We start from the raw sequence: 13050 nt of genomic DNA on the forward strand, positions 1-13050 counted from the left end.
CGCGGGCCCCTCCCGCCTTCTCCCGCACGCTTGCCTCCGCCTTTCACCCCGCCTTCTTCTCCACCTTCTTCTCCGTCCTTCCGCAGGGCCGTCGCTGCGGAGGCGCTCACAGCACGGTGAAGCTGGTCTTGACCCGGTCGTAGACCGTGAGGGCCCGGTCCTCGATGTCCTGGTGGTACCAGGTGTTGATCTGGTACGACTTCCCGTCGGCGTCGAAGCCGAGCAGCCGCGCGTGCCAGCTCACGCCCTCGAGCGTGAAGGTGTACTCCCAGACGACCGCGGTCCGGCCGCGGAACGTCGTCTGCGCCAGCCGGATCTTCCGGTAGTCCCGCCCCTGGCGGGCGTTCCGCTCGGAGGTCGTCCAGGTGTCCAGGAGATTCCCCTTGGCGATGGACGACTTGGCCGCCAGTTCCTGGGTGCCGTCGGGCGAGGTGTAGTGCACCTCTGAACCGGTCTGCGGATCGCGCCGCCAGCCCTTGGGCGTCGCCCAGGCGTAGCCGCCGGCTTCGCGGTGCGCTCCCGGCGGAAGACTGGGCGGGCGTGAGGTGCCCTCGACCGTGGGGGCCGGGGACGAGGGGCCTCCGGTGCCGGAGGCAGTCGACGCGGACGAGCCCGTCGCGGCACCCGTGCCGCCGGGCGATCCGCCGGTCATGCCCACGACCGCCCAGGCGAGGGCTCCCGCCGCGACGACCCCGGCGGCGGCGAATCCGATGCGACGCCGGACACGGAACCTGCTCCGATCCCGATCCCGGTCCCGGTCCTGGTCTTGGTCTTGGTCCCGGTCCTGGCCCTGATCGCGGCTCCGGCTCGGGCCCTGGCTCTCGCCCTGCCCCTGCCTCTGTCCCTGGTCAGGACTCCGGCTCCGGGTGCCCGCGGAACCGGACGGTACGGCGGGATCCGGGAGTTCGTCCGGCGCCCGCACCACGGGCACGGGTGTCGTGGGCCGTCGGGAGGGAACGCCCGAGCCGGGCTCCGCGCGCGGTCCGGAGGCGACTTCGGTGGAGGCATTGGCGGCAGCCGGTGGACCGGGGTCCCGGGCGGCGGCTTCCCTTCCGGGGCGGGACCCTCGTCCGGGTTCGGATCCTGGTCCTTGGGCTGGTCCTTGGGCTGGCCCGAGTCGCGGGTCCGATCCGGGTCGCGGGTCCGGGGTGGATACGGCGGCGGGGTCCGTGACGGTCGTGGGTTCGCGGCGGCGCAGGTCGCTCGTCTCGTCGCGCCGTTCGTGCGCGGTCCCGTGCCCGGAGGTGGCGGCCACCTCGTGCTCGGGCGACACGACTGTCGGTGGTCCGGCAGGGCTCGGAGTGCTCGTGCCCCGTGGGCCGACCAACTCCGCGAGTGCCGCCTCCAGTTCCTCCAGACCGGGCCGCGCGGTCGGGTCCTTCTCCAGAAGGGCGGCCAGGATCTCCCGCAACCCGGCTGCCCCGGAGGGGAGTTCGGGCTCCTCGTAGAGAACGGCGTGCAGCGTCGCGAGGGTCGTGGAACGGGAGAACGGGGAGCGCCCGCCGAGGGCCGCACAGAGCGTGGCCCCGAGGGACCACACGTCGGAGGGCGGGCCCTGCGGGCGGCCGGAGATCCGCTCGGGCGCCATGTAGTCGGGGGAACCGACCAGCATGCCGGCCATGGTGAGCGCCTCGGCGTCCTGAAGCGCGGCGATGCCGAAGTCGGTGAGGACGACACGGTTCCGTCCGGTGCCCTCGATCAGTACGTTGCCCGGCTTGATGTCGCGGTGCAGCACACCCTGGGCGTGCACCTGCCGCAGTGCCCCGACCAGTTCGAGGCCGACGCGGGCCGCCTCGCGCGTGTCCAGCGGCCCGCCCTCGACCACCATTCGTTCAAGTGAGCGGCCGGCGACGAGTTCCATGACGATCCACAGCCGCTCGCCCGCGTCCACGACGTCATAGACGCGGACGACGCCCGGGTGGTCGATCCGGGCCGTCGCCCTCGCTTCGCGCAGGGTGCGTTCCCGGCGGGTTCGGGTGTCCTCCGGATCAAGTCCGTCTATGCGCATTTCCTTGACCGCGACCTGCCGGTCGAGCATTTCGTCGGCGGCTCGCCACACCCGCCCCATTCCCCCCTGCCCAATACTCTCGACCAGCCGATAACGTCCGGTCACCAATAATCCCGGAACACCACCCTGGACATTCGCCGACAATCCCTGCACCCCCTCAACAGCAATCACCATCGCCCGTCACAACGGAACCACAATGGTCACACTTCGGGCCGTACCAGCATAGTGCGGAGAAATCTTGTGGTACCTCTTCAAGTACTGCGAATTCAGGCGCAGCCAAGGGGGGCGAACATGAGTTCTCGTCGGACGGCCACCATTACGGGATCCCTGCTCACGGCATGCTTCTCGACCGTGATGATTCTTTCCTACTCCGCCACGGCGGACGACGGGGGACCGGGGAGCGGCAAGGGCGGAAAGGCGGTGGACGAAGCTCCTGCGGGCGTGAAGGTGACCACGCTGCTGCCGGAGAAGATCTCGGTCGACAACAGTACTCAAAAGACGGCTGTCACCGCCACGGTGAAGAACGAGGGAACCGAGGAGAGCGGCGATATCAGGCTACTGGTGGTCGGATTCGAAGGCCTGAAGGTCAAGAACGTCAAAGGCTGCACCGCCATGACCGAAAAGAATCTCCCGAAGGGGTCGAACAGCGGTTTCATCTGTTCCACGGGGAATCTCGCGGCGGGTGAATCGAAATCGTACGACGTCGAGGCGACGTTCGATCTGAGCAGGACCGGCAGGATCTGTCTCCCGGTCCAGACGGGCGACGGGAAGAAGACGTACTGGCAGCAGGGCCCGGTCCCGTTCGGTACGACGAATCCGTCCCCGAACGCCCCGGCGACCCCGCTGTTGCTGGGCACCGACAACAAGCCGGTGGCACCGGGTGGCGACCGGCTGCCGAAGACCGGTCCCGGAACCGAGGCCGTGCCGCTCGGCATGGCGGGCGCGGCGCTGATGTCGGCCGGAGCGGCGGGGCTGTGGTGGGCCGGCCGCAGGCCGCGGCGGGAAGACTGACCTCCGGGCGCGGTACGCGCCGGAACGCGCGAAGGCCCGTCGGGTCCGGTCGGAAACCGGCCCGGCGGGCCTCGTACGCGCGGCCGCCGCGTCTCGGACGCCAGCGTCGGGCGGGCGGTGACGTCAGCCGACGGGCGGGTGACGTCATGGCCGGTGAGGGCGTCGCCTCACCGGCGTGGACGTCACTTCTTGTCGACGAGCTTCCACGCGGCGGGCAGGATGCCCATCGCCAGGGCGGCCTTGAGGGCGTCGCCGATCAGGAACGGGGTGAGGCCCGCCGCGAGGGCCGCGCTCGCCGACATGCCGGTGGCCATGCCCAGGTAGGGGACACCGACCACGTAGATGATCGCCTCGCCGAGCAGCATCGTGCCCGCCATGCGCAGCACGGAGCGGTCGGCGCCGCGGCGCGCCAGGGCACCCACGACGGTCGACGCGAGCAGCATGCCGAGGATGTAGCCGAAGGACGGCGCCGAGGCACCGGAGCTGCCCTGCGCGAACCACGGGACGCCGGCCATGCCCACGAGCGCGTACATCGCGAGCGAGAGGAAGCCGCGGCGCGCGCCGAGCGCCGTGCCGACGAGCAGCGCGGCGAAGGTCTGGCCGGTCACCGGCACCGGGGAACCGGGGACGGGCAGCGAGATCTGGGCGGCGAGCCCGGTGAGTGCGGCACCGCCGAGCACGAGGGCGGCGTCACGGACGCGGGAGGCCGGAAGAAGGTCGGCGAGGACCTCGCCGGGTCGGGAGGGCGTGGCGACAGCGGTGCTCATGAGGACTCCGGCGAACAGGGGTTACCCCCTCGGCCCATGGAGAGCCCGGGGGGAGGACGGGTGGGAACACGGCGACGCTATCCCAGGGGCTCACGGGTGATCACCGTCAGCGATCGACAAAGCGCGGATCCGGGGCTTGGTGGGCTCCTTACAAAGAGTGCCCGGTACACCTGCCCGAAGGTGATGCTGGTCACTGAGGTGAAGTCGTTTTCGCTACGGAGCTGTTCGGGGCGGGGACTGTGGAGACTCACCAAAGGCCGCAGCGAGCGTCACGTCGTCGGGCGGGCGGAGTGTCCGGTCCTTGGGCGTTCCTGGCGGGTCCCCCGGCCGACCCCTACCCTTCACCCCATGGTTCCCCAGGCCCTGAACTTCGCGTCGCGTCGCTATGTCGACCTGCGACGCCAGGGCACTGCCACCTGTCGCCGCCCCTCCTGAGGCGGGACGGAGCCGATCCGGCCCGCCGGGACGAGACCACAGCGGACCACACCAGGCGCATGCCGCACCCGTTGCGGCGTGGCGTACGTGACGGCGCTCGGCCGGACCAGCTCCCGAGGAAGAACTCCATGGCCAGTACGGTGGCACCTCCTTCCACATTCACTCCCTCTCCCTCCCCTTCCCCCTCCCCCGTCCTCGACCGGCGCCGGGCGAGCGCCAGCGTGATCCTGCGGTCGGTGCTGGAGCACGGGCCGATCGCGCGCAGCACCATCTCCCGGCTGACCGGGCTCTCCCCGGCGTCGGTGACCGACTACTGCGCCCGGTTCACCGAGCGGGGCCTGATCCGGGAGGCCGCCGCACCCCGGCGGTCGGGCGGGGTCGGGCGGCCGCATCTCCCGGTCGACCTGGACCACTCCCGTTTCGTGGTCGGCGGGGTGCACGTGGCCGTGCCGTACACGACCGTCGCGCTGCTCGACCTGCGCGGACGGGTTCTCGCCGAGAGGCGTCTGCGGCACGACCGCACCGAGCCGGGCCTCGTTCTCGCGAACGCCGCCGCCGCCATCACCTCTCTCCTCGCCGGTGTCCCCGGCCGTTCCGCCCTCGGCATCGGGGTGGCGGCCGGGGGCTGGGTGGACCCGGACTCGGGGACGATCGTGGAGCACCCGCTGCTGGGCTGGCGTGACGTGGCCGTCCGGGAGGCCGTCGGCGCGCTCACGGGGCTTCCGGTCCATGTGGACGGCCACGCGCGGGCGTTGGTCAACGGGGAGCGGCTGTTCGGGCGGGCCAGGGGCAGCCGGAGCGTGCTGCATCTCTTCGTCGGCAACGTGGTGGACGCCGCCTTCGCCACCCACGACCAGGTGCACTACGGACCTCGCTCGCAGGCCGGCTCGATCGCCCATCTGCCCCTGACGGGCGGGTCGGAGCGATGCGACTGCGGCCGGACGGGGTGCCTCCAGGCCGAGCTGAGCGAACGGACGCTGTGCCGGCGGGCCCGGGAGCTCGGTGTCACGGACGGCTCGAATCCGATGCACGTGGTCGCCGCGGCGGCCTCCGGCGATCCGCTGGCCGTGGGACTGCTGACGGAGCGGTCCCGGATGGTCGGGCGGGCGGCGGGGCTGCTGCTCGACGTCCTCAATCCGGAGACGGTCGTCGTCACCGAGATAGGGGCCATGCACCGGGAGGACTGCCTCGGCGCGCTGCGCGAGGCGGTGGGACCGGAGCGGGCGTCCGCGGTCGTCCCCACCAGCTTCCCCGATTCGGTGCTCGCCGTGGCGGGCGGGTCGGTCGTTCTCGACGTCCTGTACCGCGATCCGCTGGGCTCTCCGGACTTCTCCGGGCCGCTCACCGGGCGTTAATTAATTCAGAAAGTCGCAAAGTTGACAGGGCTCGTTCCGGGACAGGAGCATCATGGGCATGAGCAGCGCGCGGGTGCAGGTTCCGCTCACCAAGTGCCGTGTGGTCGACCTGATGCGGGTCGCACGCACACGTTGTTGCTGACCCCTTGTCGCTGACCGGTCGCCGCTGACGCTTCGTCACCGGCATCGTGGTCACCGATCCTCCGAGACGCCGATCCGCTGACGCGCTGATCCGTCGACCGGCCGGTCCCTTCTCCGGCTGACCTCTTCTCCGACTGGTCCGCCGCAGCGCCCGGGTGTGCTCCGCGGCCTTCGACCCGAGGGTCTCCCGGCCGTCGTCACGCGTTCACGCGTCACACCGCCCCGCCAAGGGCCGGCCGGCCGACATCCTCCGTCGCGCGGGCCGTCCGGCCGTCGTCGCCTCGGTCACCCGTCTCCTCCACCACGCCACCGGCGTGTGTCCTTTCGGCGCGCCTGCATCCCTTCCGGCTTCGCCCTGCCCGGAACTTCGCGCGCTCTCCCGTCACCTGGAATCTCCGGAGTCCTTCCATGCCACCACTGTCCGCACGGTCAACGCGCCCCTCCTCGCCCCTGTCCGCGTCCGGTGTCGACCGGCGCGTGTTCCTGTCCTCCCTCATCGGTGTCGCGGCGGCGGCCGGACTGAGCGGATGCGCCGGTGCCAGTGCGGCCGGCAGCCGGTCCCAGGGGGACCTGTCGGCGCCCCTGTCCGACAAGGTGCCGCGGGGCACCAAGCTCTCGATCGCCTCGTACCAAGGCGTCCAGGAACTCCAGTTCAAGCTGGCGGGGTTGGCCGATCTGCCGTTCGCCGTCTCCGACTGGGTGAACATCGGCGCCGGACCCGATGTCATCAACGCCTTCCGCTCCAAGTCCCTGGACATCGGCAACAACGCGGGCATCCCGCCGATCCAGGCGCACTTCCAGGGTTTCGACGCGAAGATCGTCGCGATCAACATCACCCGCAAGCCCAACTACCTGTTCGCCACCAAGCCCGGCAGCGACATCCGGGACGTGCGCGGGTTCAAGGGGAAGAAGCTCGCCTTCTCCCAGGGCCAGGCGCAGGGAGTCGTGCTGCTGCGCGCCCTGAAGCAGGCCGGCCTCGCCTACGACGACGTGAACCTCGTACCGCTGACCAGCAACCAGTTCCTCACCGCGCTCCAGGCGGGCCAGGTGGACATCGCCCCGCTCGCCAACAGCCAGGTGCCGGCCTATCTCAAGCAGTACGGGTCCAAGGGCGCCCACACCATCGCCACCGACGTGGTGGACCTGCTCAACCTGCTCTGGGCGCCGTCGTCGGTGCTGGCCGACCACGCGAAGGCGGCCGCGGTCGCCGCGTACATCCCGCGCTGGGCCAAGGGCCAGGTGTGGACGTACGAGCACCCCGACGCCTGGAACGAGGAGTTCTACGTCAAGACGCAGAACCTGACGCTCGCCCAGGCCCAGTCGATCACCGAGCTCGCCAACAAGCCGTTGTTCCCGCCGAGTTGGGACGAGGCCGTCAAGTGGGAGCAGGAGACCGCCGATCTGCTGGCGGAGGGCGGCTTCGTGAAGGGGTTCAAGGTCGACTCGCTCTTCGACCGGCGCTTCGAGGACATCGCGGCCAAGGCCGTGACCGCGGAATACCGGAGGTGACGGCCATGACGACCAGAATCACGACCACGGACCGGACCTCGACCGGGGCCCCACATCCCTCACCGCCGACCGGGACCACCCTCCCCTCAGCTCCGACCGCGGTCACGGACGACCCCGCGACCGACGCCGGAACCGGCACCGGATCGCCGCCGGCCACCGCTTCGGCCGTACCGGACAGGACGGAGGCGGTCGAGGCGAACGCCGTCGACGGGGCCGTAACCGGCGGTCGCCGGTTCCGGCGGGCTCCCCGTGCCCGGCGCCGCGGTCTCGCGCCCGGCAAGCGGCTGCCGGCCTCCCGGCTCATCGGTCCGGCGCTGTTCCTCGCCCTGTGGGCCGTGGCGTCCGCCGCGGGACAACTGGATCCCGGCGCGATCCCCGCGCCCTGGACGGTGCTGAAGACCACCGGTCATCTGTGGACCGACGGCACGCTGCCCACCGACGTGCTGACGTCCCTGGAGCGCGCGGGATACGGCTTCGCGTTCGGCCTGACCGCCGGCGTCCTGCTCGCCCTCGCGTCCGGGCTCAGCCGGGTCGGCGAGGCGCTGATCGACGGGACCGTGCAGCTCAACCGGGCGATCCCGACCCTCGGTCTGATCCCGCTGTTCATCCTCTGGCTGGGCATCGGCGAGACCTTCAAGATCGCGATCATCGCCATCGTCGTCTACATCCCGATCTATCTGAACCTGCACTCCGCCCTGTCGGGCATCGATCACCGGTTCGTGGAACTCGCGGAGGTCCAGGGGCTGTCGCGGCTCCGTTTCGTCCGGGAGATCGTGATCCCCGGCGCGCTGCCCGGCTTCTTCGTCGGGCTGCGGCTCGGCGTGACCGGCTCCTGGCTCTCCCTGGTCGTCCTGGAGCAGATCAACGCCACCAGCGGCCTCGGCTACATGATGTTCCAGGCCCAGAACTACGGCCGGACCGACATCATCCTCGTCGGCCTGCTGATCTACGGCATCTTCGGTCTCATCTCCGACAGCGCGGTTCGTATCGTCGAACGAAAGGTGCTGTCGTGGCGACGCACACTCAGCAGCTGACCCGCTCCCACACGGTCCGGCTGCGCGGGCTCACCCGGTCGTTCGAGGGCCGCACGGTGCTCGACCACGTCGACCTCGACCTCCCGGCGGGCCAGTTCACCGCCCTGCTGGGCCACAGCGGCTCCGGCAAGAGCACGCTGCTGCGCGCCATCGCCGGCCTCGACCACGGCGTGGCCGGGAGCGGGGAACTCACCGCCCCGGAGCGGGTGTCCGTCGTCTTCCAGGACTCCCGGCTGCTGCCGTGGCGCCGCGTCCTCGACAACGTCCTGCTGGGCGCGGACGGCCGGGAGGCCGCGGACAAGGGCCGCTCCGCCCTCGCCGAGGTGGGACTCGCGGGGCGCGAACGGGCCTGGCCCAACGAGCTCTCCGGCGGCGAGGCCCAGCGCGCCGCCCTGGCCCGCTCGCTCGTCCGGGAACCCGAACTGCTGCTGGCCGACGAGCCGTTCGGGGCGCTGGACGCGCTCACCCGGATCCGTATGCATGTGCTGCTGCGCGAACTGTGGGAGCGACACCGGCCCTCCGTGCTGCTCGTCACGCACGACGTGGACGAGGCGATCGTGCTGGCCGACCGGGTGCTCGTGCTCGACCACGGCCGCATCGGCGTCGACCTGTCCATCGACCGCCCGCACCCCCGCTCGTACCGCGATCCGCTGCTCGGCGCCTACCGCGAGCGGCTGCTGAACGCCCTCGGGGTCACCGAGGACGTGACAGGGACCGCGGCGAGGACGGAACCCGGGGCGGCGGCGGCACACACCGCGGCCGAACCGGAAACGACGGCGGACGGCGGCGGCGGGCACGGCGTGTCCGCGCACCAGAAGGAGAAGCACCTGTGACCAGCCCTCGCCGGCTCCATCTCAACGCCTTCCTGATGAACACCGGCCATCACGAGGCCTCCTGGCGGCTCCCGGAGAGCGACCCGTACGCCCATGTCGAGACGGCCCACTACGTGCGTCTCGCGCGGATCGCCGAACGCGGCACCTTCGACTCCCTCTTCCTCGCCGACGGCCCGGTCCTCTTCAACAGCGTGGGCCAGCGCCCGTCCGGGGCGCTCGAACCCATCACCCTGCTCACCGCGCTGGCCACCGCGACCGAGCACATCGGCCTGATCGCCACCGCCTCCACGTCCTACAACTCCCCCTACAACCTGGCCCGCAGACTCGCCTCCCTCGATCACATCAGCGGTGGCCGAGCGGGCTGGAACATCGTGACCACGGCGGGCGCGGAGGCCGCCCGCAACTTCGGTCTCGACGACGAGCCCGCGCACGCCACCCGCTACGAGCGCGCCGCCGAGTTCCTGGACGTGGCGCTCAAGCTCTGGGACAGCTGGGAGGACGACCTCGTCGTCGCCGACAAGACGGCGGGAGTCTGGGGCGACCCCGGCAAGATCCATCCCGCGCGGCACAAGGGGACGTACTTCAGTGTGGAGGGCGCCCTCAACGTGCCCCGCACACCGCAGGGTCACCCGCTTCTCGTGCAGGCGGGCTCCTCGGAGAACGGCAAACGGTTCGCGGCCCGGTACGCGGAAGCGGTGTTCACCGCCCAGCAGACCCTCGCGGACGCCCAGGACTTCTACGCCGACCTCAAGTCCCGTACCGAGCGGGCCGGCCGGAACCCGGACCACCTCAAGGTTCTGCCCGGCATCGTCCCGGTCATCGGCTCGACCGAGGCGGAGGCGCTCGCCCACGAGCGGGTCCTGGAGGACCACATCGTGTACGAGCACGGGGTGAACCGTCTGGAGCACCTGCTCCACCTGGAGCCGGGGACCCTCCGTCTCGACGCGCGACTGCCCGCCGACCTGCCGCCGGAGAGCGCGATCGAGGGGGCCAAGAGCCGCTACACCCTCGTCGTGGAGCTCGCCCGGCGCGAGCGGCTCACCGTCCGCGAACTGATCGGCCGGCTCGGCGGCGGGCGGGGCCATCTGACCTTCGCCGGCACACCCGAGCAGGTCGCCGACGCGATCGAGGAGTGGTTCCGCGGCGGCGCCGCCGACGGATTCAACATCATGCCGGCCGTACTGCCGTCGGGGCTCGACCTCTTCGTGGACCACGTGGTGCCGATCCTGCGCGACCGGGGTCTGCTCCGCCGGGAGTACGGGCCCCGGCAGACCCTGCGGGAACGCTACGGGCTTCCGCGCCCTGCCAACCGGTACGCGACACCGACCACGACGGCGACGGCGGCCACGCTCCCCGCACCCGCGATCGCCCTCGCCTGACCCCGCTCACACCTGCCCGAACCGCCGAACCGAGAGGACCCGTACCCATGTCCGACATCGAGATCCAGAAGGTCACCGCACACATCGGTGCCCGTGTCCTGGGCGTCGACATCTCCAAGCCCCTGGACGACATCACCGCCGCCGCCCTGCGCACCGCCCTCAACGAGCACAAGGCGCTGGTCTTCGACGACGTCGACCTGGACGACGAGGGCCAGCAGGCCTTCGCCCGCCACTTCGGCGACCTCACCACCGCGCACCCCACCGTGCCCGCCGTCGACGGCGCCCCGAACGTGCTGCCCGTCGACAGCGAGCGGGGCCGCGCCAATCACTGGCACACCGACGTGACCTTCGTCCTCAACCCGCCGCAGGCCAGCACCCTGCGCAGCATCACCGTCCCGCCGTACGGAGGCGAGACGCTCATCGCCAACTCCGCGGCTGCCTACCGCGATCTGCCCGAACCGCTCCGCGCCTTCGCCGACACCCTGTGGGCCGAGCACACCAACGACTACGACTACGCGGTGCCGGACGAGAACATCGACGAGGAACAGGCCGCGCAGCGCGCCCAGTTCACGTCCATCAAGTTCCGCACCGTGCACCCGGTCGTCCGGGTGCACCCGCTGACCGGTGAACGCGGCCTGTTCATCGGCGGGTTCGCGCAGCGGATCGCCGGGCTGTCGGTGGGCGAGTCCCGCAAGATCCTCGACCTGCTCCAGGCGTACGTCACCCGGCCCGAGAACGTCCTGCGCTGGCGCTGGTCCCCGAACCAGCTCGTCCTGTTCGACAACCGGATCACCCAGCACTACGCGATCGACAACTACGACAACCTGCCGCGCCGTCTGCACCGAGTGACGGTCGCCGGTGACGTGCCGGTCGGCATCGAGGGCAAGGAGAGCCACTCGATCACGGGCGATGCCTCGCACTACACATCGGTGGCCGGGTGACGCCGTCCCGGCTCATGTGACGGGCGACGACGGCCCCCGCGCGAATCCCTCGCGCGGGGGCCGTCCCGTCAGATCCCGCACGGCACGTTGAACGAGAGCAGGGCGGCCGACCCGTCCTCCACCCGGAGTTCGGTGACCGCCGCGTTGCGCAGGCTCGGCAGGACGCGGCGGTACTCGCCCAGCGGGATGGACAGCGCGGTGCACAGCACCAGGCGCAGCAGGCTGTTGTGGGCGACGACCAGCACGCGTTCGCCGGGGTGGATCTCGGCGATGCGGCGCAGAGCGCGGGTGCCCCGGGCCGCCGCCGCGCGCGGATCCTCCGCCTCGGGAAACGGGTAGGACACCGGATCGGCGCGGTACGCCTTGGCCCGGACGGGGTTCTCCAGCTCGAACTCGGCGAACGTGCGGCCCTCCAGGACCCCGAAGTCGCATTCGCGCAGGCCCGGTTCACGCCGGGGGGCCAGCCCGAGGGCTTGGCACGCGGGCTCGGCGGTGGCGACGGCACGGGACATGGTCGAGGTCCAGATCGCGTCGACGGGGTGCGCGGCGGCCCAGCGGCCGAGGGCCTCCGCCTGGGCGCGGCCCTCCTCGGTGAGGCCGACGTCGCTCACTCCGGCGTAGCGTTTTTCCGCGTTCCAGACGGTCTGCCCGTGCCGGGCCAGGAGGAGGGTCGTACTGCGGCTCGTTGTACTCATGAGGCCGCAGTATCCAGGTCGGGCCGGGCCCCGGGGGTGCGCCACGGAAAGTCCCGGGCCCGGTGACGGGACACGACGCGTCCCGTCACCGGGCCCGGTCCGCGCGGGACCGGGCCGGACCCGGGGTCCGGCCCTGCCCGGGCGCGGTGTCGGCGGTGCCTACAGGTTGCTGAAGTCCGGTCCCGCCGTACGGGTGCGCTTGATCTCGTAGAAGCCCGGTACCGAGGCGACCATGAGCGTGCCGTCCCAGAGCTTGGCGGCGTCCTCGCCCTTGGGGGTCGGGGTGACGACCGGGCCGAAGAAGGCGAGCTGCTCGCCGTCGGAGCCGGGGACGGCGATGACCGGGGTACCGACGTCCTGGCCGACCTTCTCGATGCCCTCCTTGTGGGAGGCGCGCAGCTCGGCGTCGAACTCGAAGTCCGCCTGGTCGGCGTAGTCGATCAGGTCGGCGGGAAGTCCGACCTCCTCGAGGGCGCCGGCTATGGCCTCCTTGGTCGGGCCCGTGCCGTCGTTGTGGAAGCGGGTGCCGAGCGCGGTGTACAGCGGGCCGAGGACGTCGTCGCCGTGCTTCTGCCAGGCGGCGGTGACCACCCGGACCGACTCCCACGCCGTGGTCGTGAGCATCTCGCGGTACTGGTCGGGAAGCTCGTCGAGCTTGGGCTCGTTCAGTACCGCGAGGCTCATGATGTGCCAGCGGACCTCGATGTCGCGGACCTTCTCCACTTCCAGCACCCAGCGCGAGGTCATCCAGGCCCAGGGGCACAGCGGGTCGAACCAGAAGTCGACGGGGGTCTTGCCGGTACTGGTCTGAGCGGTCTGCTCGGGCATGGCTCTCCTCGGAATGCGGTGTTTCCCTTGGCAACACCGGCACTCGCCCACCCCATTCCCGCGTGTCTGTGCGATTCCGACGGGTCCTAGGGATTCCCCTGTGTCTGCGCCGTC

At 71.1% G+C, this 13050-nt stretch carries 11 protein-coding genes; 7 read left to right on the forward strand and 4 right to left on the reverse strand.

Features of this window, described 5'->3' with window-relative positions; translation table 11 throughout:
• Nucleotides 1–106: 106 nt before the first annotated feature.
• The gene (locus OG410_RS15395) at nt 107–2113 is read right to left on the reverse strand and encodes a protein kinase domain-containing protein (RefSeq protein WP_329299663.1); all 2007 of its coding nucleotides are present in this window, start codon (nt 2111–2113) and stop codon (nt 107–109) included.
• A gap of 186 nt (nt 2114–2299) precedes the next feature.
• Between OG410_RS15395 and OG410_RS15400 the strand changes: the two genes are divergently transcribed.
• Entirely contained in the window at nt 2300–3019 is a 720-nt protein-coding gene (locus OG410_RS15400) for an LPXTG cell wall anchor domain-containing protein (protein WP_329299664.1), read from the forward strand.
• 182 nt (nt 3020–3201) lie between these two features.
• Here OG410_RS15400 and OG410_RS15405 read toward each other — a convergent pair whose 3' ends face one another.
• Nucleotides 3202–3786 carry a biotin transporter BioY gene (locus OG410_RS15405; protein ID WP_328669128.1) on the reverse strand — a complete coding sequence of 195 codons (585 nt, stop codon included), beginning with the start codon at nt 3784–3786 and terminating at the stop codon, nt 3202–3204.
• Nucleotides 3787–4349: 563 nt separating this feature from the next.
• Here OG410_RS15405 and OG410_RS15410 point away from each other — a divergent pair.
• From OG410_RS15410 to OG410_RS15435, 6 genes are all read left to right on the forward strand, one after another.
• Entirely contained in the window at nt 4350–5576 is a 1227-nt protein-coding gene (locus OG410_RS15410; protein WP_329299665.1) for an ROK family transcriptional regulator, read from the forward strand.
• Nucleotides 5577–6125: 549 nt separating this feature from the next.
• Nucleotides 6126–7226, forward strand: a complete 1101-nt coding sequence (locus OG410_RS15415; protein WP_329299667.1) for an ABC transporter substrate-binding protein — start codon at nt 6126–6128, stop codon at nt 7224–7226.
• A 5-nt stretch (nt 7227–7231) separates the two neighbouring features.
• Nucleotides 7232–8260, forward strand: a complete 1029-nt coding sequence (locus OG410_RS15420) for an ABC transporter permease (protein ID WP_329299668.1) — start codon at nt 7232–7234, stop codon at nt 8258–8260.
• Nucleotides 8236–9093 (forward strand): ABC transporter ATP-binding protein, encoded by an 858-nt coding sequence (locus OG410_RS15425; protein ID WP_329299669.1) that lies wholly within the window; start codon nt 8236–8238, stop codon nt 9091–9093. Before OG410_RS15420 ends, OG410_RS15425 begins: the two co-directional genes overlap by 25 nt.
• On the forward strand, nt 9090–10472 hold the full coding sequence (locus OG410_RS15430; RefSeq protein ID WP_329299670.1) for an LLM class flavin-dependent oxidoreductase: 1383 nt from the start codon (nt 9090–9092) through the stop codon (nt 10470–10472). The genes OG410_RS15425 and OG410_RS15430 overlap by 4 nt, the downstream gene beginning before the upstream one ends.
• Nucleotides 10473–10519: 47 nt before the next feature.
• Nucleotides 10520–11413: a TauD/TfdA dioxygenase family protein gene (locus tag OG410_RS15435; protein ID WP_329299671.1), complete on the forward strand. Its 894-nt coding sequence runs from the start codon at nt 10520–10522 to the stop codon at nt 11411–11413.
• Between the two features lie 68 nt (nt 11414–11481).
• Here OG410_RS15435 and OG410_RS15440 read toward each other — a convergent pair whose 3' ends face one another.
• Both OG410_RS15440 and OG410_RS15445 read right to left on the reverse strand, forming a co-directional pair.
• Nucleotides 11482–12108, reverse strand: coding sequence for a histidine phosphatase family protein (locus OG410_RS15440; protein WP_329299672.1), 627 nt, complete (start codon nt 12106–12108; stop codon nt 11482–11484).
• A 159-nt stretch (nt 12109–12267) separates the two neighbouring features.
• The gene (locus OG410_RS15445; protein ID WP_329299673.1) at nt 12268–12936 is read right to left on the reverse strand and encodes a mycothiol-dependent nitroreductase Rv2466c family protein; all 669 of its coding nucleotides are present in this window, start codon (nt 12934–12936) and stop codon (nt 12268–12270) included.
• Nucleotides 12937–13050: the final 114 nt, after the last annotated feature.

Source organism: Streptomyces sp. NBC_00659, assembly GCF_036226925.1.
Classification (GTDB): Bacteria; Actinomycetota; Actinomycetes; order Streptomycetales; family Streptomycetaceae; genus Streptomyces.